Annotated in this window: 16 protein-coding genes, 4 tRNA genes and 1 other RNA gene; 11 read left to right on the top strand and 10 right to left on the bottom strand. The window is 44.8% G+C overall.

Annotated elements, in window-relative coordinates; all coding sequences use genetic code 11:
* Positions 1–169 precede the first annotated feature (169 nt).
* The 3 genes from hpaB to rnpB all read right to left on the bottom strand — a co-directional run bounded on the left by hpaB (position 170) and on the right by rnpB (position 3,174).
* The gene (gene hpaB / locus B9T19_RS07160) at positions 170–1,741 is read right to left on the bottom strand and encodes a 4-hydroxyphenylacetate 3-monooxygenase, oxygenase component (protein WP_094567931.1); all 1,572 of its coding nucleotides are present in this window, start codon (positions 1,739–1,741) and stop codon (positions 170–172) included.
* A 162-nt stretch (positions 1,742–1,903) separates the two neighbouring features.
* Positions 1,904–2,755 carry a peptide chain release factor N(5)-glutamine methyltransferase gene (gene prmC, locus B9T19_RS07155; protein ID WP_094567930.1) on the bottom strand — a complete coding sequence of 284 codons (852 nt, stop codon included), beginning with the start codon at positions 2,753–2,755 and terminating at the stop codon, positions 1,904–1,906.
* A gap of 64 nt (positions 2,756–2,819) precedes the next feature.
* Positions 2,820–3,174: RNase P RNA component class A (rnpB, locus tag B9T19_RS07150), an RNA gene on the bottom strand.
* Between the two features lie 117 nt (positions 3,175–3,291).
* Between rnpB and B9T19_RS07145 the strand changes: the two genes are divergently transcribed.
* Positions 3,292–4,776 (top strand): MFS transporter, encoded by a 1,485-nt coding sequence (locus B9T19_RS07145; protein ID WP_094567929.1) that lies wholly within the window; start codon positions 3,292–3,294, stop codon positions 4,774–4,776.
* 48 nt (positions 4,777–4,824) lie between these two features.
* Here B9T19_RS07145 and B9T19_RS07140 read toward each other — a convergent pair whose 3' ends face one another.
* The 7 genes from B9T19_RS07140 to B9T19_RS07110 form a co-directional block, all read right to left on the bottom strand.
* Positions 4,825–5,319, bottom strand: a complete 495-nt coding sequence (locus B9T19_RS07140) for a hypothetical protein (protein WP_094567928.1) — start codon at positions 5,317–5,319, stop codon at positions 4,825–4,827.
* Positions 5,320–5,570: 251 nt separating this feature from the next.
* Positions 5,571–5,647, bottom strand: a tRNA-Pro gene (locus B9T19_RS07135).
* Positions 5,648–5,699: 52 nt separating this feature from the next.
* Positions 5,700–5,775 (bottom strand) — tRNA-His (locus tag B9T19_RS07130).
* Positions 5,776–5,839: 64 nt separating this feature from the next.
* Positions 5,840–5,916 (bottom strand) — tRNA-Arg (locus tag B9T19_RS07125).
* A gap of 40 nt (positions 5,917–5,956) precedes the next feature.
* Positions 5,957–6,033, bottom strand: a tRNA-Pro gene (locus B9T19_RS07120).
* A gap of 59 nt (positions 6,034–6,092) precedes the next feature.
* Positions 6,093–7,331, bottom strand: a complete 1,239-nt coding sequence (locus B9T19_RS07115) for a multifunctional CCA addition/repair protein (protein ID WP_094567927.1) — start codon at positions 7,329–7,331, stop codon at positions 6,093–6,095.
* A gap of 233 nt (positions 7,332–7,564) precedes the next feature.
* Positions 7,565–12,661 (bottom strand): alpha-2-macroglobulin, encoded by a 5,097-nt coding sequence (locus B9T19_RS07110; RefSeq protein WP_094567926.1) that lies wholly within the window; start codon positions 12,659–12,661, stop codon positions 7,565–7,567.
* A gap of 282 nt (positions 12,662–12,943) precedes the next feature.
* Between B9T19_RS07110 and B9T19_RS10795 the strand changes: the two genes are divergently transcribed.
* The 10 genes from B9T19_RS10795 to fbpC all read left to right on the top strand — a co-directional run bounded on the left by B9T19_RS10795 (position 12,944) and on the right by fbpC (position 25,494).
* Positions 12,944–13,072 carry a hypothetical protein gene (locus B9T19_RS10795; RefSeq protein ID WP_255406356.1) on the top strand — a complete coding sequence of 43 codons (129 nt, stop codon included), beginning with the start codon at positions 12,944–12,946 and terminating at the stop codon, positions 13,070–13,072.
* A gap of 16 nt (positions 13,073–13,088) precedes the next feature.
* Positions 13,089–15,590, top strand: a complete 2,502-nt coding sequence (pbpC, locus tag B9T19_RS07105) for a penicillin-binding protein 1C (RefSeq protein ID WP_094567925.1) — start codon at positions 13,089–13,091, stop codon at positions 15,588–15,590.
* Positions 15,591–15,641: 51 nt separating this feature from the next.
* Positions 15,642–16,004 carry a YajD family HNH nuclease gene (locus tag B9T19_RS07100; RefSeq protein WP_094567924.1) on the top strand — a complete coding sequence of 121 codons (363 nt, stop codon included), beginning with the start codon at positions 15,642–15,644 and terminating at the stop codon, positions 16,002–16,004.
* A gap of 212 nt (positions 16,005–16,216) precedes the next feature.
* The gene (locus tag B9T19_RS07095) at positions 16,217–16,870 is read left to right on the top strand and encodes a GntR family transcriptional regulator (protein WP_094567923.1); all 654 of its coding nucleotides are present in this window, start codon (positions 16,217–16,219) and stop codon (positions 16,868–16,870) included.
* A gap of 76 nt (positions 16,871–16,946) precedes the next feature.
* Positions 16,947–17,639, top strand: a complete 693-nt coding sequence (locus B9T19_RS07090) for a DUF2848 domain-containing protein (protein ID WP_094567922.1) — start codon at positions 16,947–16,949, stop codon at positions 17,637–17,639.
* Between the two features lie 10 nt (positions 17,640–17,649).
* Entirely contained in the window at positions 17,650–18,987 is a 1,338-nt protein-coding gene (locus B9T19_RS07085) for an amidase (RefSeq protein WP_158214376.1), read from the top strand.
* 201 nt (positions 18,988–19,188) lie between these two features.
* Positions 19,189–20,502, top strand: a complete 1,314-nt coding sequence (locus tag B9T19_RS07080; protein ID WP_094567920.1) for an MFS transporter — start codon at positions 19,189–19,191, stop codon at positions 20,500–20,502.
* Positions 20,503–20,882: 380 nt separating this feature from the next.
* Positions 20,883–21,911 (top strand): ABC transporter substrate-binding protein, encoded by a 1,029-nt coding sequence (locus tag B9T19_RS07075; protein ID WP_094567919.1) that lies wholly within the window; start codon positions 20,883–20,885, stop codon positions 21,909–21,911.
* Positions 21,912–22,366: 455 nt separating this feature from the next.
* Positions 22,367–24,433: an iron ABC transporter permease gene (locus B9T19_RS07070; protein ID WP_094567918.1), complete on the top strand. Its 2,067-nt coding sequence runs from the start codon at positions 22,367–22,369 to the stop codon at positions 24,431–24,433.
* Between the two features lie 17 nt (positions 24,434–24,450).
* On the top strand, positions 24,451–25,494 hold the full coding sequence (fbpC, locus tag B9T19_RS07065) for a ferric ABC transporter ATP-binding protein (protein ID WP_094567917.1): 1,044 nt from the start codon (positions 24,451–24,453) through the stop codon (positions 25,492–25,494).
* The last annotated feature ends 55 nt before the right edge of the window (positions 25,495–25,549 follow it).

The raw sequence follows: 25,549 nt of genomic DNA, 5'->3' as shown, positions 1-25,549 counted from the left end.
TTTAATGATGACTCAATTCACTCAGAATCAACGAATCAATCGATTCTGAGCTCTACATTTATCTCAAGTCTTATCATTTTTATTCTCCTCTCTATTGTAGCTTCAATGCTTGAGCATCAAGGGGCTACAACAGAAGGGTATCGATAAGAGCTTGATTATTGAGTCGTTATTAGCGATCTGCTAAGAGTTGATCAATCACATTAATATCATCCGAATTGTGTAGGTGGGGAACTTTCCAACCATCCACATCATAATCGGAGAGACATTGATCCACTAAGCTGATCATTCTATCGAGCTCACCAGAGGCGCGAAGCTGACCTAAACATTGAGTTCGAATATCATCCTGATTTCCGGCATAGTTGATCTCATAGAGCTCATGGCGTCCGCCAAATTCAGTGCCAATAGCATCCCAGAGAAGTTTTAAGATCTTAATACGATCGGTGTGGTTAATATCATTGGAACCTCGACAATAGATACTTAAGTAATGATCAAGTGTTGGGTCTTGGAGATCACGAGATCCTGAAGGAAGATAGATCAAACCACTTGCCACTGTCTTTTCAATAATATTTTTAATACGAGCATACGCTTCCGGCGCATTTGCTCGATAGGCATGGACCGCCTCTTGATCGGGGAGGAAAGTCCCATTCCACACTTTTGAATTTGCCCACATCGCCTCTAAGAAGGAGCTAAAGGCATTACGAAGGCCGGCAACTTCTCCTACTTGTGCTTGAACGCCACGGAATTCAAGAGAGCCGGTACACTCCAATGCTTTTACTAAAAGACCTGTGATAAACTCGAGCTTGACCACAAAGCGGGCACAGGCCTGCATAGGGAAGAGCTGCACAAATCCTGCTTGTCCAAACCAAGCCTGACATTTTTTAGGATCTTTATAGATTAAGACATCTTCCCAAGGGATAAAGACCTTATCAAAGATGAGGATCGCATCATTCTCATCAAAGCGGCTTGAGAGAGGATAATCGAAGGCATTGCCGGTAAGGCTCGCCATCAACTCATAAGAGGGACGACAGATTAACTTAACGCCCTTAGCATTCATCGGTGCGATAAACATCATTGCCGAAGAGGGCTCTTCCCCAATTAAGTTAGCAGGACCGGGACCAATAAAGTTGTAGTGGGTTAAGGCCGAATTTGTCGCAACGACTTTAGCGCCACTGACGATAATACCATCTTCTCTCTCTTCTTGAACGGTGATAAAGACATCTTTTAATTCACTAACCGGCTTTGCTCGATCAATCGGGGGATTGACGATTGCATGATTCATATAGAGGCAGCTCTCTTGCAATCGCTTATACCAGCGACGAGCATTATCGGCAAACTCACCATAATAGTCGGCATTAACGCCAAAAGTATTTCCAAGGGCAGCTTTATAATCGGGCGAACGTCCCATCCAACCATAAGTTAGTTTTGACCATTCAGAGATCGCTTCAATCTGTTCTCTTAACTCTTCACGGCTTTTTGCATAACGGAAGAATTTGTGGGTATAGCCCCCATTGCCGGTATCGGTCTCCCAGGTCAATTTCTCTTTTGTTGCAGGATCATGAAGTGCATCATAGAGTTTAGCGATTGATGCAACAGAGTTTCGAAATGCAGGATGTGTCGTAATATCTTTGACGCGTTTGCCATAGATATAGATCTCTCGTTCATCTTTTAAGCTCTCAATATACTCTGCACCAGTAAATGGGCGATTTTTTTCTGCACGAAAGTCTTCAGGTAGTTTTGTCATTATTCCCTCCTTTGGTTTTTTATTATTGGTCATGACAACCTGAATTCACGATAGCAAAAAGAGAGGGGACAAAAAGGTATTATTGAGAGATAAATCGGTACTTTTCACCAAAAAAAGCTATTTTTGACGCTTTTTTACGCTAAAAGTATTCTTTAGTCGGACTTAGGGGCGACTAGTGGACGAGTAAAAACCGAGCGTGACACGATCATTTCCGCCATAATCTTGCCGAGTTTCAATCGAGTGATAGCCTACTTGTGCCATCCTTTGTTGCAAAATTTGACTCTGATCATAGCCATGCTCAAGGAGAAGCCAACCGGCATCTTTAAAGTAGAAGGGTGCATTATCGATCAGATAGAAGAGATCGCTCAATCCACGGTTCTCTGCAATTAGGGCGCGTTTGGGCTCATATTTGACACCATCGCCCTCAAGATGTGGGTCGATGGGATCGATATAGGGGGGATTGGAGAGAATGAGATTGTAAGAGGCTTTAGGAAGTGAGCTAAACCAATTGCTCTCGATAAACTCAATATCGAGATTATTTCTCTGGGCATTTTGTGCGGCAACTTTTAAAGTTTGTGGATAGTAATCAACAGCGGTCACCTCAATATCAGGACGATATTTTTTGATGGCTAGCGCAATAGCGCCACTGCCGGTGCCAAGATCGAGTAGAGAGAAGGAGCTCTCTACAGTTGTAGGAATCCGCTCAAGAGCAGCTTCTACAATCACTTCAGTATCATCACGTGGAATTAATGTCTCTTCGTTGACCGTCAGTTGTAGGCCGTAGAACTCTTTCTCACCACAAATATAGGCATAGGGTTCTCCTGCCGCTCGGCGCATAAGGAGCTGGCGATACGCTTCTATCATTGAGGAGGATAATGCTTTTTCTGGAAAGGCGATCAGATAACTACGATTGCGATCGAGTAGATAGGAGAGGAGGAGTTCTGCTTCAAATTGAGGGGAGGGGAGATGTGCTAACTGTCTTCTCCCTTCAAGAATTGCATCCGCAATTGTCATGATATCTCTCGTTGTATCGATGGGTGATTTTCAAGCTTTCAATAAAGCATATTTCAATAGAATGGGGATGAGTTAGCCGATAAGCCGGGTTCTGTCGTGGATGATCATTCCTCTAGGCCTAGAATTGCTCCTAGGCTCAAGCGACCTACCCGAGTACAACGCGGATCTCGTCTAATGTACTCCTATTTGGTCTTGCTCCAGATGGGGTTTACCTCAGCTACGAAGAGTCACCTCTCGTACGGTGCGCTCTTACCGCACCTTCTCACCCTTACCGAGATCGAAAGATCTTTAGGCGGTCTAATTTCTTCAGCACTTTCCATGGACTCGCGCCCTCTAGACGTTATCTAGCATCTTGATCCGAGGAGCCCGGACTTTCCTCTCGTTATTTTGCAATAACCAGCGATCATCTAGCTAACTCAAGCGCACCATTTTGCCTAAGTTTTTCAATTAAAGCAATCAGAAAGGAGATTAGGGGCTATATTTTTTTAAGCAGGAGGGTTACACTCACTATAAATAGCTAGGGAAAAGGGGAATCTATGGGAGAGAGCAGAGAAACCGAACTGAAAAATCAGCGTTATCGAATTTTACTGCCGGTGATTTTAGCCATCGCGATCTTTATGCAGATGCTCGATACCACTATTCTTAATACCGCGCTTCCCTCGATTGCGCAAGATCTCAATGAACCACAACTGAAGATTCAATCGATCTTGGTTGTCTATACCTTGGTCTTAGCGATCTGTGCGCCGATTAGTGGTGTTGTCTCCGATAAGATCGGCACTAAGCGTACCTTTCTTCTTGCGGTGATCTTCTTTACGTTGGGATCACTCTTTGCGGCACTCTCTTTGACCTTATTGCAACTTACCTTATCTCGGGTATTGCAGGGGATTGGTGGGGCGATGTTAACCCCTGTAGCGCGCCTTGCTCTGATGAAGGCTTATGATCGTAAAGAGTATCTGCGGGTGATCAATTATGCGATTACTCCCGCCTTGATCGGGCCGATTTTAGGGCCTGTTTTGGGGGGATATCTAGTGCAATATATGAGTTGGCATTGGATCTTTCTTATTAATATTCCGATCGGTGCGATTGTCCTCATATTAGCGCTCTTCTTTATGCCTGATTTTCGCGGTGAGCCTTTCCGATTTGATCTTCGTGGCTATCTCATCTTTGCATTAGGCATCTTCGCGATCACTTTTGGTCTTGAATACTCTATTAATGGAGAGCAGAAATGGATTACCTTCCCCCTTCTGATTGTCGGTTTTATTCTATTAATTAATTATTGGTTCTATGCTAAACGAAAAGAGGCGCCACTATTTGCAACGACGCTTTTAGATGTCAGAACTTATCGCATTGGCCTTTTAGGAAATCTTATCGCACGCTTAGGGATTAGTGCGATGCCATTTCTATTGCCGCTCTTCTTTCAGGTTGCTTTAGGTTATACGCCGAGTGATGCCGGCTGGCTCTTGGTTCCTATCGCTGTTGGTGGACTCTTTGTTAAGCCGATTGTTACTCGAATTTTAAAGTTGATGGGATATCGCCGAGTGTTGATTTGGAATACGCTCTTTATCAGCCTCTTAATTATCACCATTGGTTTTGTTGGGCGCTTTATCCCTATACCGCTCTTAATTGTGATTCTCTTTATATTGGGGGTCTGTAACTCAACTCAATTTACGGCGATGAATACTTTGACAATTGGTGACTTAAGAAAAGAGCAGGTCAGCAGTGGCAATAGTCTAATGGTTGTTAATCAGCAGTTAGCTTTAACGCTAGGTGTCGCATTTGCAGCACTCTTCCTAAACTTCTATGTGGGGCAGGGATGGTTCGTGTCGGAGAATACTGAAAAGGCATTCCAACTGACCTTTATCACGATGGGGTCTTTAACATTCTTTGCCACCTATATCTTTGCTCGATTGCGCCATGATGATGGTGATTTAATGGCAGGGCGAATCGATGAGGAGAAGGAAGGGCTCAATCCTCATCAAGAAGATCCCCAACATGAAAAGGTTCATCAGCGAAAAGCATAAAGCTGATCTAGTTTATTAGTTGACCAGTTGATTTGGGGGGTAATCTATTTAGCGGGAGACGCCATGGGTACCATCGGGAAAGAAGATCTCACCTCGATCGACCTTATGATCTTTAAAGGTACCGATAAAGGTGGAGCCATCACTTAAGATCAAGCGCCCACGACCTTCAAATATTCCATTTTTATGCTCGCCTTCATAGATCTCTCCGCTACTCATCTCGCTTCGCCCAAAACCGTGAGGACGACCATTTTTTACGGCACCTTGATAGTGAGAGCCATCGGGCATAATAATCTTTCCATATCCTGTTGCAGTTTCCGATTTTAACTCACCAATATAGATGCTCTGATCAGGAAGAATCTGGTATTGATCCGTGGTGAGAGATTGAATCTGCCGTTGTGCATCGAGATAGGGCTGGTGAGAGGGGAGTGACTTTGGCGTATGGCTACATGCCATAATAAGAAGGGAGAGAAGTATCGGAGCTCCACTTTTGAGGGTTCGATAAAGTATCTGCTTCTTACGTGACTCTTTTGATACTGTTTGCATAGATGCTCCTTTTAATATTGATATCGATATAAGATATCGATGTGAGGATTAGAATAGAAGTTGAGTCTGAGTCTGAAACGAAGGCTGAGATTAAGCGTGCGATCGATTGATAATTGGTTACAGATTACAGATTACAGATCACTTTTACTTTTATTGAGACGAAAAAAAACGTCCTATCGGACGCTGTCTTCTCTCTTATACTCTTTAGAGTATCGATCTATTATTGGGAGTAAAAGATCATCAATTTAAGATGGTCGGGGCAGAGGGATTCGAACCCCCGACCCTCTGGTCCCAAACCAGATGCGCTACCAGACTGCGCTATGCCCCGAACTTAAATTTTTTAAGATTCTTTGGGAGAATCTTTTAAAGCAAAGGTAAATTGGGGTGAACGACGGGACTTGAACCCGCGACAACCGGAATCACAATCCGGGGCTCTACCAACTGAGCTACGCCCACCATAGATGATTTACCGTTTTCTTTCTTGGCTCTAATGCACGCCTTTCTGCTGCTTTCTGCTTAATGGCGCGCTCGGCAGGACTCGAACCTGCTACCCTCGGCTTAGAAGGCCGATGCTCTATCCAGATGAGCTACGAGCGCTTAAAGCACTTTAGGGCCGCATTTGAATCAGATTAAAAATTGGTCGGGGCAGAGGGATTCGAACCCCCGACCCTCTGGTCCCAAACCAGATGCGCTACCAGACTGCGCTATGCCCCGAAATTTTTATTCTTGCTTTCCAAGAAAGAAATGTATCATAGGCTATTATTTTTATAGCGTCAAATATTTGAGTAATTTTTAATCGTTTCCTGTAGCTTTTTAATCTGTGCTCTTTCAATGATATTAGGAATCTCCTTACGATCGGCATCGGCAATAAGCGGTTTGAGATCGATCTCTTGTAGCGCATCTTGTAAGGTGAGGAGATATTCTCGTTGTGGATACTCCCGCTCTGTGAAATGTAATCGACCGCGAGCATCTGCCATACAAGCATCAACAAAGCGGATTAAATTTTGGGGCTTGCGAATAGCATCGAGGCGCTTGAGCAGTTTTAAGATGGTCTTCGGCTTGAGGACAAAGGCCTGATGCATTAAGAGGTGATATTCCGTCACTTTAAGGGCGATCTCACGAAACTCTTTAGGAACTTTCAGCCGATCGCAAAATTGTTCCACAATGGGAACACCACGAATTTCATGCAGTTTATGGCTGGGCCATTCCTCCGGCGGGGTGATCGCTTTACCAAAGTCATGGCACAAAATGGCAAAACGGGTAGGGAGATCATTGGTAATTTGAGTCGAAACCTCAAGAGCCATCAATGTATGGACTCCGGAGTCGATCTCAGGATGATATTTAGCCGTTTGTGGAACACCAAAGAGTGCTTCCAATTCAGGAAAGAGAATTTCAAGAGCTCCGACTTCTCTAAGCGCATTAAAGAAGTGGTGTGGTGTTGCCTCCCCGAGAGCTTTGAGTAGCTCCTGGAAGACTCGCTCCGCAGTCAGTGCTTCAAGCTCACCTGAGTCGATCATCGTTTTAATCAGCGCTTTTGTCTCTTCGGCAATGGTAAATCCATATTGAGCATAACGCGCATAGAAGCGAGCAAGGCGTAATACGCGGACAGGATCTTCCACAAAAGCAGGACTGACATGGCGTAAGATACGCGCCTCGAGATCCTTAAATCCGCCATAAGGATCTATCAGATTGCCCTCCTGATCTTCCGCCATCGCGTTGATCGTTAAATCTCGGCGAAGAAGATCCTCTTCCAAGGTGATTGAGGGGTCTGCCGAGATAGCAAAGCCTTGATAACCTTTGGCGACTTTTCTCTCCGAGCGGGCAAGGGCATACTCCTCTTTTGTTTCAGGGTGGAGGAAGACTGGAAAGTCTTTGCCAACGAGAAGATAGCCGGCATCGGTCATTATTTCAGGCGTTGCACCCACAACAACCCAATCATGCTCATGGTAAGGATGGCCTAAAAGTTTATCTCGAACGGCGCCGCCCACCAAGTAGGTCTGAAATGAACTCATATCTTTTTCTATCTATTCCTTACAGTATGGTACTGATTACTTATTACTGATTACTTATACTTAGATCGTTTATTCAGAATCTTGACTGAGATCTCACCTTAGATATTACCGTTAAGAGTGATACTCAAATAGGTGATACCCCAATATTATACTCAACTTTCCCCTCAACCACGGCATTTAAAGATGGTCTCTTCAATGAGGGAATTAATGAGAGAGATGCTTAAGAGAGATCTTTAAGGGGTAATGATTATTTTCCCCGGCTGCGTCATCACATTGCGACGATCAGGAAGATACATATCCTCAATGATTGTGGTAGGCATCTGATACTCTCCCGGCACACTCGCCTCTAAGAGGTAGCGGAAGATCACCTTCTCTCCGGCTCTAAGGGGCAGTGAAGCGACATAACGATCGAGGCGATACTCCTCATGAATTTGCTCTTGATCCTCCCAGGAGAGATTTTCTGATTCGATCGAATAACTTGATCTCTCGCCATCGAAATCTCCCGGCGCCTTTGCATCGATGCCGGCAATCAGATGAGGATTGACAAGATTAAATCCTCCCGGAATCATCGCCGTTAAGAGGGCGTTGGGAAGATCGATTTCTGGTGTTATCTCGATGCTAACTTCAATCTGTTCCCCTACTTGGTAACTTCTTCCTTGTGCGGCATCGAGGGAGTTTCGATATTGCATCTTAAATTGAGTTGCGGTTGTAAGCTCTTTCGGCTCCCCTTCGATCATATATTGAATAAAGAGGGGCTCAAGTGCCTCAAATGACTCAATCTCTTCTGCCGCGATCGGTTGATTGCTCTGAAGAATCTTCTGCTCACCATTGATCATAACTTTTAAAGGGGTCTCCTCTTTGACAGCATCACTTCCTAAACGAATTAAGGCGTAACGATCTTGCGTGGAGAAGCTATTCTGATGAGCTAAGCGTTGATTAAGTCGATCAAAAAGCCCCTTTTTCAACTCCAGAGAGATGGGATAACCACGATCAGTGAGTCGATTGAGAAGGTCGATCATCAAGGCTAACTCTGAAATAGAGGATTGGTAGTAACCATAATATTGCTCAGCTTGATCGATCTTGTTCGGCAAGGTGGAGAAGAGAGCTAATCCCCCTTTGGTATCCCCTAAAATCATCAATGCCCCTCCTAAGTAGGTGGTTGCAAGTGGCGTTAGACGAGGCGCTAATTGGGGGAGGAAGAGTAGATCAGCAAGATAGATCTTCCCACCGTCGGCAAGAAGCCAGCTTGCGTAGCTGATCGATGCGAGTGAATCTCTTGTTAATCCGTTGGCATAATCGGAGATCTCTAAACCATAGAGATTAAATTCTGCCTGCGTCTGATTGAGGGCTCTTTGGAGGTAGCGATAAGCGGCATCTAATGCCTCTTGGGTCACAATTGTGTAATGATCCCGCTTTGCCGTGACTAAAAGATCGGTGACATAGTTGGTCGCCGGCAGAAAGCTCGGCCCACTATTCCAGAGGGGAAAGCCTCCGTCGGGTTGCTGTCTTGCTAAGAGTTGCGCAAGGTGATCTTCCACGAACGACTCTTCCCACGCCGAGAAGTGAGCTGTTGAGTTCTCTTGAGTTGCGTTCTCCTCTCTTGTCTCATCGGTTTGATGGGCTTGGTAGAAGCTTCTCTTCACCAAATTGAGTGCCGGCGACTTAAAGAGCCAAGGGAAGGTTTGGCTAGTCAGTTGTTCGCTACAGGCGTAAGGATAATTGAAGAGCTCCAGCGCATAGAGTGCCGGATTGATCGTTGGATTTTTGGAGAGCGTTAAGATGCTCTCTGCTCCCGCTTCATACTGCTTCTGCCAGTGGCTTAAATCGATCTTTTGGCTTGATGAGAGATATTGTCGGTGATATTGTGCTGTCTGCATCGTTTTGGGAACAATACCAATTTGATAGTGGCGCGTTGCCTGATAAAGGGGACTCTCGATTGTTAATGTTACGGTTGCCGGTGCTTCTATTGTGGCTCCTTCTGCGGTCGCTAATGAGGGGAGCGTGATAGGAATCAGTTCAAACCGCTTCTCATTGTAAGGTAGTATTAGATGCTGTTGCCAAAGGGGCTCTTTGCTACTTTGCATCTTGTTAGATGGCTCCTCTTCTCTTGCTTGATCAAGCTCTTTTGAGACAGCGGGGGGTTGCTCGGGAGATTTCTGTACGGAAGATTCCGCTGTATCGAGAACTTGAATGGTATCGCTACTTAGCGTGATCGTGACAGGAACTCCTTCTCTTTTTAAGGTCTCTGTCAACGTCTCTGTCAATGACTCTTCTGGTTCCATATTGATCAACGTTAAGGCTAAAGCGCTCTGATCTCCCACGCGAATAAAGGGAGGTGGAAGGAGATCGGCAATAATGGGCGCACGGATAATCAGCGCTTTTTCTGCCTCACCCACTTGAGAATCATTAAAAAGTTTCACGGCAACAATCGCCTCGCCATTAAAATCAGGAAGTTCAACTTTCCAACTTGCTTCTCCATCATTGAAAGAGAGAAGGGGGGAGGAGAGGGAAACCGTCGGCATCTCCGTTAAGTTGAGGGCAAGCTGATTCTCCTCTTCCACCACTAATCCATCGCCGCCAAATTGAGGGTTGAGGAGTGAACCCTCTCCCCGTTTAAAGAGACGGCTATAGTAGTCGATAATGGTTGCGCTATAACGGCGCTGACCAAAAAAGGCATCGAAGAGTGAGAGGGGCTTTTGCGGGATCATATTGAGAATTCCGCTATCGGTGATAGAGATCGTGCCATAGAAGGGGCTCTTATCGGCCATTTTTGTAGACTCTTCTGGCAGCGTGACCCGAATGGTCAGTGGCTGATTAGGCTTAGCAACCGCCGGAAGATCGATCTCGGGACGAATCTCTCGATGGGCTTCATTGACCTTAAGCGGAATGACGCCAAATGAGCGCACCAATTCCCCCTCACTATTTCGAGAGAGGAGAAGTGCTGAGAGATAGAGATTGTGTCGATCCCAGGGAAGATCGGCTGGGAGATTGATCGATGTTTTTCCTGCTTCAACCCTTAAATTTTCATGATAGAGCGGCGCCTCCCCTTCGATAAGAAGGGTTAAATTCCCCGCTAAGGGTGCATCGATCGTCACCTTAAGAGCTTGACCAGGAGTGAAGAAGGGATTCTCGGTTGTTAGGTTGAGATGTTGCGGTTTGACAGCGGGTAACTGTCCACTATTAGATTCTTCCCAACGGCCACTAAAGGTGTATTGGGAGATTAAGCCGGATTGGAGATCTTTCACCTCGAGGAGATACTCCCCCCAGCTATTGGGCGTGACCTCATAGTGAATGATCTGATCTGCATCGACGCTCTTCTGCTCAATAACCTGATAGCGACTACTATATTGGCAATCCCAACCGCGGGCGGCACTGTAGATCCAGATACAGGAGGGATCTTGATATTTTAAGGTGATTAGGAGCTGGCTAGGGACAATCTCTCCATCACTGCCGGCACTAAAGAGCTCAAAACGGGCGCTATCGCCATAGCCGAGATCCCGAGCTCTAAAGAGAGGACGAATAACGGGAATCTCTTTATGGGGCCAAAATTGTTGTTCAATCTCACGGGTAATACCGAGAAGAGAGCCATCGAGAATCGCTACATGGCTTTTTAGTGTTAAGATGCCGGAGAAGGGCGCTTCCACCGTATCAGGGATTTGAGGGAGTTGTAAGGTGATTTTTGCATGCCCATTACGATCGAGTAATCCCTCTTGTAGATATTCTGCAGGATAGCGATCGAAAGGGAACTCAATCATTCCGGCATACCAATCCTCTTTTCCGATAAAGGGGGTCCGATCGATAGAGAATTGATTCTCTAAACGGTAACGATTCTCCGCTGCCGGCGCGCCGAAGAGGTAGTGGCTATCAATGGTTAGCGGCAGATCTTCATGATAGAGATAGGGCTTTTGGGGGGAGAGAAGCGTTAGCGCCATTCTCTCTGGAAGAAACTCTTCAAGATAAATTTTTAAGGCGCCTAAAGGTGCATCACTTGCTAAATCTGTGCGTGCTTCGATCTGCCATAATCCCAATTGACCGCTAGCAGGAAGGGGAATCTCTTTTTGATAGAAACCATCAGCTTGTGCATCAAGTCGGTAATCTCGATATCTCTTTCCATCGGGAGCGATGAGAGAGAGGGTGATCGGCTGTGCCGGCAAGGGACGAGCATCATAATCTCGCATTAAGAGATTGATCGTTGCAACCTCGCCGGGGCGATAGAGGGTTCGATTGCTATAGAGATAGGCGATCTCATCTCGGCTCGCTTCTCCAGTGACGGCATACTCATTTAGATCGAGGGCGATCTCCTTTAAAGGAAGCACAGAGAGATCCTCTCCCTTTCGGACAACAATCACATCTTGGCTCTTTAATCTTTGAGAGATTTCACAGAGGCCCGCCTTAAATTGGCAGAGATTACGCTCTTTGATCAGTTTTCCCTTCTGATTGCGCCAAACCTCAAGTGAGCCCTCCTCGAGAGGTTCACCTGTGGAGAATTGGTTGGCAATAATCAGACTTTTTTGAGGGTAGAGGCGTGCTTGTAGCCCAATATCGGTGATAAAGATAATTCGGGCATCGATATTTTTATAGATTTCACCGGCAGGATTGACGGTGACAAGATAGGCGCCGGAAGCGATCTCTTTAGGCAGAGGAATTCGGTGATGATGCGTTTCAGTGCCTTTAGTCGCCGGTTGAGTTGTATGGTAGCGAAAGATCGCTTCAGGGGTGATCTCGCGGTTCAATTGGGAAAAGCTCCAGCTACTAAGATCATTACCGATATAGTATTGCTCAAGCAGTGAGGGGAGATTATCGATAGCATAAAACTCTAGATCGACCTGATCGGTGCCGATCATCTCTATCGGTAGTGCCCCATTTTCTATCGGTAAGACCGGCCCGCGCCCTAAAATTTTTACCCTTTGGCTCGGCTCGCCGATATAGATCTCAGCAGAGCGTTGGGAGTGCTCTTTCTGATGGGGAAAGAGTTCAGTTGTGACCTCATAACTACCACTATCGACCGGGAAGTATGAGAGACGAAACCCATCTTTGCTCAAGTGCCACTGCCCTTGTTGATCGATAATATAGCGCTCTTGTTCGCTATCGAAACGTTTGACGCTAAATTGTTTTTGTAACGATGTTGGGGGGAAACTTTGAGGCATGTCGAAGAAGATAGAGAGGGTCTCTTCTCCTTCTATCGTTGCCGCATTGATCGACTCGACTTGTGCTGAAGCGGGCATCAATATTAGGAGGAGGGTGTAGAGGAGCAGAAGCGGGAAGAGGAGTTCTTTTCGGCATTTACTTAAGGGAGAGTGCTTCTCCAGTACTTTTTTTCTCTTCATCATCTTGATCCTCTCTATTGTGATTCTCGGGGCAGTGACCTTAATTATGCCAAAAAAGTGTAGTTTTTGTGGCTTTTTTATTCAATCGATCGGTTTAATGTGAGGGATTTTTGCCTCTTTAAATGTTTCTTTAAAGCTTTTCGTCACTCTTTTTTTACAATGATCGGCTTAAAGTTCGATAGAATGGCTTAACTGTGATTAGAGATGATCGAGATAGAAAATCGTTATTTGAGAGAGCTATTGGATAGCGCCGCCATTTGAGAGATCCATTTGAGAGAGATATTTGTGAGAGATCTGACAGTGGTATCGAAGAGTGAGCGGGTTATTAGAGGGCGTTGGTCGCTCTTTCCGCCTCCAAATAGTGGGAATCGTTGCGGTTACCTAAGAGTTTGGGGAGTGGCGATGAAGCGTTGAGAAGAAGGGTGCTTATGTGAAGCAGGAATATCGTGACAATGAGAGATCAGCGGAGGGTCGAGCGGTTGATTCACAAGTGGAATCAGAGCTCGATCTACCAGTGGAGCCTCAGATAAGATCAAGGATCGTTCCTAAAAAGTGGGGACAATGGCGCTCTTTTTGGCGTTTAGTATGGCTCTCTCCGTTTATAGTGCTCTCTCTATCTGCGCTGCTCTTTCTTCTTCTCAATTTTCTCTTTCCGTTGCAACCGCCCGTTATCTCTGTTGCTACCACGGTGGTCGCTGCCGATGGACAACTTTTACGACAATTTACCGATCATGAAGGGCGCTTGCGACACTGGATAACGCTGGAAGAGGTGGCGCCTAGCTATCTTTCGGCACTATTAACTTATGAGGATCGCTACTTTTATCACCATTTTGGGGTCAATCCCTTTGCAACGCTACGTGCTTTAGGACAGTGGATCTCGGCGGGGGAGGTTGTCTCCGGTAGCTCGACCTTAACGATGCAAGTGGCGCGTCTGCTCTATCCCCATCCTCGAACGGTTATGGGGAAGATGACGCAGATCTTTCGGGCTCTACAGCTAGAGCTAACCTATAGTAAAGTGGAGATCCTCACCTTCTATCTCAATTTAGCGCCGATGGGGGGAAATATTGAGGGCGTTGCCGCCGCCGCTGAGCGTTACTTTTCAAAACCGGCCATCGCCTTGACCCTGCCTGAGAGCGCACTTTTAGTCGCCTTGCCACAACGGCCTTCGATCTATCGGCCCGATCGCTCACTTCAAGCCGCTCAAGAGGCGCGCAATAAGGTGCTAAAGCGACTCTACGATTTTGGGCAGATCGATGAGGCGCGTTACTTTGCAACGATCGCCGATCCAGTGCGTTATCAGCCCAGTTTCTCCCCTTTCTCTGCACCTCTTTTAGCAGAACGGCTACGCCGGCAATATCCCGATGCTGTCCAGATTGAGACAACGATCGATTATCGTCTGCAAAAGGCGGTGGAGGATTATCTCTCTTTGAGAGAAAAGCAATTTTCCGATCGACTCTCGGCGGCAGTCTTGATTGTGGATAATCGAACACATGAAGTGGTGACTTATGTGGGATCCCTCGCCCTTTTTGATTCAGAACGGGCGGGGTATGTCGATATGGTGCCGGCTATTCGTTCCCCCGGTTCTACGCTTAAACCTTTCGCTTATGGATTAGCGCTCGATTACGGCATTATCCATGAAGCGAGCCTCTTAACAGATCTTCCCCGCTCTTTTGATGGTTATGAGCCCCAAAACTTTGATAAACGTTATCGGGGGGCGATTCCCGCCTATCGCGCGTTGCAGCTCTCGCTCAATATCCCCATTGTGCAGATCTTTCAGCAATTAACGCCCCACTATTTTGTCAAAAAGGTACGAGATGCCGGTATTACTCTCTATAGTGAGACTCCCACTTTGAGTCTAATTCTAGGTGGCGTAGGCATCTCTTTAGAGGAGCAGATTCGTCTCTATAGTAGTTTAGCAACAGCAGGAGAGGTCTATCCTCTTCAGTGGGTTAGATCGGTCCGGGAGCCCCACTTTATCCAATCTGAGCAAGATTACGCTTTTGATATAGCGCGCTCTGAATCACTTGAAAAAGCGGAATCACTCGAAGCGCTGAGAGAAAAGGGCGAGGGGAGAACCTTTCTTTCTCCCGAGGCGAGTTGGCTTGTGGTAAAAGCATTGAGAGGAGTGGCGCCACAGAAACGCTTCAATAGTCGAAGAATCGCATGGAAGAGTGGAACGAGCTATGGCCATCGGGATGCTTGGGCCTTTGGTGTCACTGCCGATTGGAGTGTTGGTGTCTGGATTGGGCGCCCCGATGGACTCCCTAATATCGGTATGATGGCTAGTGATAGTGCGGTTCCGCTCCTTTTCGATCTCTTTCAACTTCTACCAGAAGAGAGAAGGGAGATTGCAAAGCCTGTAGGTATTGAATCGGCACAGATCTGCTGGCCTTCTGGGCGCTCATCAGCCGTGGTGGCGGGTCGTGATTGCCTTCAACGATTCTCCATCGACACCATTGGTGGAAAAATCCCCGGAACTCTCTATGATGCGCCGGGAGAGCTTCCTCATGCCGGTTGGCCGGCTCTATTGCAATCATTACAACCATTACAACCATTGCAATCATTGCAAACGCGTGACTCTCTCTCACGACCTACCTCAGGGAAATTATTGGTAGGAGCATCGGAGGAAGTATCGGGGGAAGTATCAGTAGAGAAGCAATTGGGGAGAGATGGGCGTAAGAGAGGAGAGAATCCCTTACAGAAGTTGATGATCACCACCTTGGTGGATGAGAGTATCATCTTTCAAAATGATCAACAACTTCCCTTGACGGCAACAGGAAATGGCCCCCGCTATTGGTATCTCAATGGACAACTATTGGAGGCTCCTCTTCTTGATCTTCCCAATATGATGCCGGGACTTTATCGTTTAACGGTGCAGGATGATCAAGGTCATTTTCACAATATTCATTTCGAGCTACGTGCTCCCTATTAATTCCTATTAACCCCTATTAATCTTAATCTCTTTTAATTTTGGAGGAAGAGAATGAATCAACCTAAATCCCGTTTAGATCAGATTATTGCAGAGACACATCAAAATAGACGCTTACGAGAGCAGGGTTATCGAGAGCAAGCGTTAAAGCTCTATCCTTGGATTTGTGGACGCTGTCAACGTGAGTTTGATCACCGCAATCTGCGAGAGTTAACGGTTCACCATAAAGATCACAATCATGATAATAATCCCGCTGATGGCAGTAACTGGGAGTTACTCTGTCTCTATTGCCATGATAATGAACATCAACGATTAGAAGAGGCAGCCCAATATGGTACCGAAAATAGAGATGGAAAGAGCGATATCGCCACCCATAATCCCTTTGCTGATTTAGCGAAGATGATGAAAAAGGGATAATTTACTTTTAAGTGATCTAAAGATTATTGAGAGAAGCCCATTTTAATCAGCTTTAGAGCTATTTTTGAGCTTTTAAAGCATGATGGAAGAGGGCTCTTTTTTGTGGAAAGTAGTGCAATAGTAGTTGCAATATTTATTTTTATAGCTTAATTTTGAATTGATCTGTGATATATCACAAGTTTTTTAGTTGAGTATCAACTAAGGTTAGGGAGATGGATGTGAACAAGAATAAACGAAGAATTCCTCTTCGAGAGCAAGCCTATCAGGAGATTAAACAGCGAATTTTAACCTGTGAGTTTGCGCCGGGAGAGTTTTTAAATGAATCTTATTTGCAAGATGAGCTTTCATTAGGTAGATCCCCTATTAATCAGGCATTACACCGTTTAGCCGTTGAAGGATTAGTGGATATCTATCCTCGAAAAGGGGTGATGGTCAGCCAGCTCTCTCTCAATGAAGTGATTGAGATGATAGAGGTACGTCTCGTTAATGAGTGTATGGCGGTTCGATTAGCTACCGAGAGGGCTCAAGCCTCAGAGATTGAGGCGATGCGGGAGATTCTATCTGAAACCCCCAAAGCGATTGAGAATCGAGACTTGACCGCTCTAATGAGGATCGATTTACGCTTCCATAATGCCATTACAGCAGCCTCTCGTAATCGTGTTCTTTCCGATATCTTAAGTGGATTACATGAGCGACAGGCTCGTTTCTGGTTTCTCTCCCTTTCAGCAAAAGAGCAGATGACACGTGCTTATGAAGAGCATTTAGAGATTGTAGAAGCAATTTCACAACGGGATAGTGCTTTGGCTGAGCAAGCAATGATTCGCCATGTGGAGAACTTTAGAAAAAATATTGTGGCAACGATCTGACAATAATTTCGGTGAGTTATCGCTGCCGCAGAAGCAGAATGATTTTTTATAAAAAATGTAATGAGAGGAGATAGAGATGAAACAGAAACAATTAGCACTTGAAGTGCTTTTGCCAGAAGGAAGCGAATTGCTTGATTTCACCCCGAGTCGCTTTATGGTCGGCGGTTGGGCCGGAAGAGATCAGAAAGCGATTCAAGAGCATATCGATGAGTTAGCGGAGATGGGGATTGCACCTCCTAAGAAGACACCCTGTTTTTATGAATTAGAGCCACTACTTTTGACAACGGCAACTCAAATTGCGCTACCTAGAGCAGATTCATCAGGCGAGGTGGAAGTTCTCTTTTTCAAAACAGGTGGGGAGCTCTATCTTACCGTCGGTTCTGATCATACAGATAGAAAGGTAGAAGCTTATGATATTACCGTTTCAAAGCAGATGTGTATGAAGCCTTTGAGCCAAACTGTCTGGCGCTATTGTGATGTGGCGGATCATTGGGATCAACTCATCATGCGCTCTTATCGAACCTTAAATGGTCAGAGAGAGCTCTATCAAGAAGGTTCTGTGACAACCTTGCTCCATCCTTTAGAGCTGATGGAGAAGTGGAAAGGTGTTCCCGATTTAGAAGAGGGAGAAGCGCTCCTTTGTGGAACGCAAGCAGTGATTGGGAAATTGGGCTTTGGTGAACGCTTTGAGCTTGAACTTTTCGATCCAATATTAAACCGTACATTACAACATCAATATGATGTCGCTCTTTTAGCGGTGGATGAGTAGGAGTAGCACGATGACTCAGATATTAAATAGCACGCTCACAGCAATGACTGAACAACTAGAAAGAAGAGAGATTACAAGTGTCGATCTAGTCAGCGCCTCTTTTGAGAGAATTGCTGAGATGGGAGAGGTGGGAGCACTCGCTTTTACAAAGCTCTATCCTCAAGAGGCGATGGAAGCGGCACGGGTCGCGGATCAGCGATTAATGCTTGGTGATCAGGCTCCCCTTCTAGGGTTACCTATCTCCATTAAAGATTCGATGGATATTGCCGGTGAAGTCACGCCTGCAGGGTCGGTCATCTTTACCCAAAATGGCGCTGCCGAGAAAGATGCGCCGGTGATTGATGCGATCAAACGAGCTGGAGCAATTATTGTTGGTAGAACAAATATGAGCGAGTTTGCTTTTTCTGGTTTAGGTGTGAACCCTCACTATGGTACGCCGGTTCATCCTGAGCGACCTGATTATATTGCGGGAGGATCAACATCAGGAGGAGCAGTCAGTGTCGCTTCTCAGGCTGTTTTTGCCGCCTTAGGATCAGATACCGGTGGTTCATTGCGTATTCCGGCAGCTTTTTGTGATGTTGTTGGTTTTAAGCCGACAGCAAGTCGTATTTCGACCGAAGGGGTTGTGCCACTCTCTTATAGCTATGACTCAGTGGGGGCGATAACACGCTCTGTAGAAGATGCGATTGTGATGGATCAAGTCTTATCGCAAAGTGACTATAAAGTGCCGGAGATTCCCCTTTCACAAATGCGCTTTTTTGTCACCAAAGATTATGTGATGGAAGGGTTAGATGCTGAAGTTGAAGCAAGATTTCTAGAGACACTCGCTCAATTAGAGCAGGCAGGTGCAACGATTATCTATCGAGATTTCTATGAGTTATCACAGATTCCCCATATTAATCGTCAGGGGGGATTAACCGCGGCGGAAATATGGAGCGAGCATGAATTCTTTTTTGATCAGCTACGGGATCAATATGATCCTTTAGTCGCTCAAAGAATTGAGCGTGGGCGGAGTATTACGGCATCTCACTATCTTCATATTTTAAGAAAAAGAGAGGAGCTACAGGCCGTTGCCGCGAAAAAATTGGCCTTTTTTGATGCTTGGTTAATGCCAACGGTCGCAGTACAGCCTCCTAAAGTTGAGGTACTAGCGGATGAAGCAGAGTTTTTTCGATTAAATGGCATTGTGTTACGCAATACGACAGTGACCAATTTCCTCGATGGCTGTGCGCTCTCTCTACCATTAGGTGCCGGGATAGGTCTGAGCATTTCTGGGCTAAAAGATCAGGATCATCATATTTTAGCGGTTGCTAAAAGTATTGAAAAACATCTTCAGTTATTGCGGTAAATAGTGGCGATTTAAGGTGTAACGTATCAGTGCTTTTATAGTTGCTACGTTAGCTTTTTAACTCCATTTATCTGCTTCTATCTGCATTTACCTGCACTTATTGGAGTTTGTCAGGATTTATCAGTTTTATCTATTTTCATCTATTTTTATCTATATCAGTCACAGTGATGTGATGACATAAACCATAGGAGGAATGATGCTATGCACTCATTCGCAAATCAAGATACGCTTCATGATCAAACAATAATAAAAGATCGTGCTTATCGTAAAATTACAATGCGTTTAATCCCATTTTTAATCCTTCTCTTTCTACTTGCATGGCTCAATCGAGTGAATGTGGGGTTTGCAAAGATTAGCATGCTCGATGATCTACAGTTTAGTGAGGCTGTATATGGTTTAGGGGCGGGGATCTTTTTTATCGGTTATTTTCTCTTCGAGTTACCGAGTAATATCTATCTAGAAAAAATTGGGGCGAAAAAGACGCTTGCAAGAATTACTATCTTGTGGGGGATTACTTCTGCTGCGATGATGTTTGTCACCACCCCGATGATGTTCTATGTTTTACGTTTTCTATTAGGGGTATTTGAGGCAGGATTCTTCCCTGGGGTAGTTCTCTACATCACCTATTGGTTCCCTATGGCGAGAAGAGCGAAGATTAATGGACTCTTTATGACCTCTTTTGCGATTGCCGGCGTTGTGGGCAACCCTTTAGCAGGTTTTATTATGAGTGTTATGGGAGATGTGGGCGGTTTAAGTAATTGGCAGTGGCTCTTTATTATTGAGGGTATTCCATCAGTCATTGCCGGAATCTTTGTTCTGCTCTATCTACCTAATCGTCCTCATGATGCGAAATGGTTAACAAAAGAGGAGCAAGATACGATCGTTGCAGATATTGCGAAAGATCATCAAAGTGTCGAGAAAGAGGGAAGTATTAAGGCAATCTTTAAAGAGCCCGTTCTCTGGCTCTGTTGTGCGATCTACTTCTGTATTGTTGCCGGAAATGCCACTATTGCATTTTGGTCTCCAAGTATTGTTCAGGCATTAGGGGTTAGCAATAACTTTGTGATTGGCCTTATCTCAGCGATTCCATTTCTATTTGGAACCGTTGCCATGGTGTGGTGGGGTGCTAGCTCTGATAAGAGTAATGAACGTAAATATCATACCTGTATTGCGACACTTTTTGCCGGTATCGGTCTCATTTTAACTGGCTTCTTTATGGGGAATGCGGTAGCCGCAATGGTCGGTCTAGTGATTGGTTCAGTCGGTATTTTAGCCGCCTTTCCTGTCTTTTGGTCACTACCTTCTCTCTACTTTGTCGGTGGTGCTGTTGCTGCTGCGATTGCGGTGATTAACTCAGTTGGGAATCTTGCCGGTTTTGTTGCGCCCTATATGATTGGATTTTTAAAGACAAAAACAGATAGCCTTGCATCGGGACTCTACTTTGTGGGCGCGTTAGAATTATTAGCTGTGCTATTAGTCCTCTTCTTTATTAAAATTCCCCGTAAGAAGGCATAATTTCTATTGAAGAATAGATCGAAGACGATGGAAAATGAGTTGTCATAGCTAAGTTGTATTATCAGTAATGATTGCAGCTAACAATGGATTCCCCCAAGAGTGAGTGATCAGTTACTGATAATCTTTTGGGGGATTTTTTTATCTAGACTTTAAGCGATTATGGTCTTAATTGATCTCGCGACTAACTTTGTTGCAAAAAGAGGCGAATCTCTATTAAAAATGGGCAGGAGATAACATATAGTAGAGTAACACCTATGATTATCGGTTATCTGATTAGTTATCTGATCAGTTATTTGATCGATTAGATTATCTTAGTGGTTATCGATACCGTTTATTGTTGTGCTTCTATCTTCTATTTATAAGGATAAGGATTATCAATTATGAAAAAGCGAGTTTTAACTTTATGTGCACTCAGTGCTGCGCTGAGCTTTACCCTTTCAACGGCTGAAGCGAAAGGACGATTAGTTGTCTATTGTAGTGGGACAAATGCTTTTTGTGAGGAGGAAGTTAAAGCATTTAGTGATAAGTATGATGTCAAGACTTCTGTCATTCGTAATGGTAGTGGTAGTACCTTTGCAAAAATTGAAGCTGAGAGAAGAAATCCACAGGCGGATGTCTGGTATGGAGGGACGTTAGATCCTCATTCACAAGCGGGAGAGATGGGATTATTAGAGCCTTATCAATCTGAAGTTTTAGAGGAGATTATTCCTGAATTTAAAGATCCTGCAAAGATGAAAGGGAACTACTCATCGGCAGTCTATATCGGTATTTTAGGCTTTGGTGTCAATACCGATCGTGCAGAGAAGTTAGGGATAGAGATTCCTAAATGCTGGTCTGATCTAACAAATGATGGTCTTAAAGGGGAGATTCAGATTGCCGATCCTCAAAGCTCTGGTACCGCATATACAGCTCTTGCAACCTTTAATCAACTTTGGGATGAAGAGACTGCATTTACCTACCTTAAGGATCTTGATCAAAATATCTCCCAATATACAAAATCAGGCTTTGCCCCTGCGCGAAATGTTGCGCGTGGAGAAGCAACGGTCGGGATCGGTTTCCTCCATGATTATGCTTTAGAGAAGGAGAATGGTGCGCCGATTGAGCTAGTTGTTCCTTGTGAGGGATCAGGTTATGAGATCGGTGGCGTAAGTATCTTAAAGGGTGCGCGTAATTTAGAGAATGCGAAGCTCTTTGTTGATTGGGCACTCTCCAAAGAGGCGCAGGAGATTGCTTGGAAAAAAGCACAATCCTATCAAGTTCCCACCAACGTGACGGCAGAAGCTTCCCCTAACTCCTTAAAATTAGAGGATGTGAATCTCATTGAGTATGATTTTGATAAATATGGGGATAGCGAGATGCGCACCTATCTTATCGAGAAGTGGGTCAATGATGTGAAGATGCAAAAGTAACGAATGATCAATGAAGTTGCGAATCAGCGGTAAGTGATCAACTAAGGATGATCCGGTAAACTCCGCTATAAAATGGGATAAAAGGAATATCGATCACTATCAGGGTCAATCAAGGCTTACCCTTTGGGTAAGCCCCTTTTTATTCTCCCGCTCTCTCGACTCTATTTGAAGCGTTTGAGTCAGTAAGACTTGGGGCTTTATAACGGTTACTGATTTTTTACCGCTTTTTGTGACACTGTTCTATAAATTGAGATTGTTTTTTTATCGTTAAGCATCAGATCATTCAATATCACAATAAGTTGCCGGGGTTAACAGCGGCAAGATGGGTTGATGATCGATGTAAGAGGATGCGATGTAAGAGGATATTTTATGAAGGGTCTTAGCATTAATCTGGAGCGATTGGGTATTAATTCTAAAGATAATTGTGATTGTTATTGTTATTTAGGGAGGGGAAGATGATGGAAACTCAACGGAGGATCGATCCGATCTTTTACTGGGTATTATTGAGTGTCATCGCTTTCTTGATACTCCCGACCTACTCGTTAGATTATGGATTGTGGGATTCAACAGAAGAGGAGATCTTAGAAGCTTTTGGCTGGTCAAGCTTATCGGTCGGCTGGCTCTGGTTTGGTCTACCACTTCTTCTCTTACTACGACCGTTACGCCCGACGATAGAGCAGTTAAAGTCGCCGCGAAGAAATCAGATTGATATTGCGATTTTAAGTCTCTCTACCTTGGTGATGTTTATCTCATCGAGTCTGATGGGGCTGGGGCTTGGCTATAGTGTGATTCTGCTTGCACTGGCTTTTGGTATGATCTTGACGCTCAATCTCGCTCGGCTCGATTATTTAGGTGGAGATCGCTTTATTATTGCGGCATTGATACTGATTGTAGCCCTGATCGCTATCTTTATTATCTATCCTATTATTAAGATCTTTATCCCGGTAGTAATGACAAAAGAGGGCTTTGCACCCTTCAATTTCTTTCATGTTCTCAATAATCACTACATTTTACGGGTTATTAAAAACTCTCTTCTGCTCGCTACCGCTGTGGGATTGACGGCCACTATTTTTGGCTTAATTCTTGCAGTCTATACGGCAAGAATCGCGAAAAGAAGTGTAATTATCGGGCGGATCTTTGCACTATTGCCCATTGTCACGCCTCCTTTTGTGGTGGGTTTAGGGATTACTCTAATGATGGGGCGCTCCGGTTACTTAACGGAGTTTGCGGCAAACCATTTAGGCTTAACCACAACTAACTGGCTCTATGGCTTTACCGGCATTTGGCTTGCGCAAGTCTTAGCATTTACACCGATGTCCTTTATGATTATTGATGGTGCGATTAAAACAGTACATCCTTCGATGGAGGAGGCAGCTTACACCTTAAGAGCAACTCCTTATAAAACTTTCTTTACCATCTTTTTACCGCTTTTACGGCCGACATTGGCGAACTCTTTCTTGATTGTCTTTGTTCAATCCCTAGCTGACTTTAGTAACCCGCTGGTTTTAGGGGGAAGTTTTGATGTGTTAGCGACTCAGATCTACTTCTATATTACCGGCGCACAGCTCAATTATACCTCTGCGGCCACTTTGGGGATCGTTCTGCTTCTCTTCTCTCTAGCTGCTTTTTCGGCGCAATATCTCTGGATCGGTAAGCGCTCTTATGTCACTGTTTCAGGGAAGTTTTCCCGTGGTGATCTGCAACCTCTGCCGATCTCTTTAAAGTGGATCATTATTGGAGTCTTCTTTTTCTGGACCCTCTTTAATGGATTACTCTATGGCAGCATCTTCTATGGCAGTTTCACCATTAACTGGGGTGTGGATTACACCTTAACGCTCAATAACTTTAAGACGCTATTTGGGCAAGGATTTACTGATGGAGCATGGCCATCTCTGATCGATACCATCTCATTTGCAGCCATTGCAGCGCCTGTTACGGCTTTCTTTGGGATTTTAATTGCTTATATTGTGGTGCGACAAAACTTCCGAGGGAAGAAGACTTTGGAATTTACCACAATGCTCTGTTTTGCTGTTCCCGGAACGGTTGCTGGAGTTGCTTATCTTTTAGCTTTTAATGATGCACCGATCTATATTACAGGAACGGCGGCGATTGTGATTATCTCAATGATTATGCGCAATGTTCCGGTGGGAATTCGTGCAGGGATTGCTGGATTAGGGCAGATTGATAAATCATTAGATGAGGCCTCATTAAGTTTAAAAGCTGGCTCTTTTAAGACGCTTTCTCTCATCTTAATTCCACTTTTAAGACCGGCGATCTTATCTGCTTTGGTCTATAGTTTTGTACGAGCAGTGACAACGGTCAGCGCTATTATCTTCTTAGTGACACCTGATACTCGGGTCGCAACGGCTTATATCCTAAATCGGGTAGAAGATGGTGAATATGGAATTGCGATCGCTTATGGATCCATTCTTATTGTCGTGATGATGGCGATTATTCTTATCTTTGACTATCTAGTAGGGGAGTCACGGACTCAACGATCAGCAGCAAAAAATGGACAGTAATTAGGAGAGATTTAACAATGACAACCTCATATTTTGTTGAGTTTAAAAATATTAATAAGACCTTTGGTAAAAATGTGGTGATCGATGATCTCTCTTTGCAGGTTGAAAAGGGAGAGATGATCTCTATTTTAGGTCCATCGGGTTGCGGTAAAACGACCATTTTGCGTCTTTTAGCAGGATTGGAGCAGCCAACGGCCGGCTCGATCTATATTAATGGCGAGGATGTGACTAAGCGTTCGATTCAAGAACGAGATATCTCAATGGTCTTTCAATCGTATGCTCTCTTTCCCCATATGTCTCTTGGGGAAAATGTAGGGTATGGTTTGAAGATGCTCGGCGTTGGGAAGAGGGAGCGAGAAAAGCGTGTCTCTGAGATTTTAGAGATTGTTGATCTTGCAGGATTTGAAAATCGCTATGTCGATCAGATCTCAGGTGGGCAACAGCAGCGTGTAGCGCTTGCTCGTGCGCTTATTCTTCAGCCGAAAGTGCTTCTTTTTGATGAACCCTTGAGTAATCTCGATACCAATCTTCGCCGAAGTATGCGAGAGAAGATCAGAGAATTACAGCAACAATTTGGAATCACCTCTTTCTATGTTACGCATGATCAGAGTGAGGCTTTTGCTGTCTCTGATCGTGTTTTAGTGATGCGAAAAGGGGAGATTATGCAGTTCGATACTCCAGAAAATCTCTATCGTGCCCCCAATTCGGAGTTTATCGCGAACTTTATGGGTGATGCTAATATTTTTGATGGACATTATGAAGCGAAGACCCAACAGTTAGAGGTGAATGGTTACCGTATTAGACTCGATCATGCTTTAGATCGACAAGATGGTGCCTGTCGAGTGGGAATTCGGCCTGAAGCGACCTCTTTACAGATAACCGGTGAAGAGAGTCAAAAATGCCATATTGAGCATGTTGTCTATATGGGAGCAACCTATGAAGTCACGGTTAATTGGCAGGGGCAGATTCTCTTTCTTGAGGTCAGCTCTATCGAAGAGAAACCGAAGCTCGATCAACACTATTATCTTCATATAGCGACGACAGGGATCTTTGCTCTTTAGTTTCTAATTTTGAGGCTTGGGAGGATTTAAGTATCTATTAAACGCCTATGAAATA

It is taken from the genome of Ignatzschineria sp. F8392 (assembly GCF_002252045.1).
GTDB lineage: Bacteria > Pseudomonadota > Gammaproteobacteria > Cardiobacteriales > Wohlfahrtiimonadaceae > Ignatzschineria.
The sequence above is the reverse complement of the archived record's forward strand: the minus strand, read 5'-3'. Positions and strand labels throughout refer to the sequence as shown.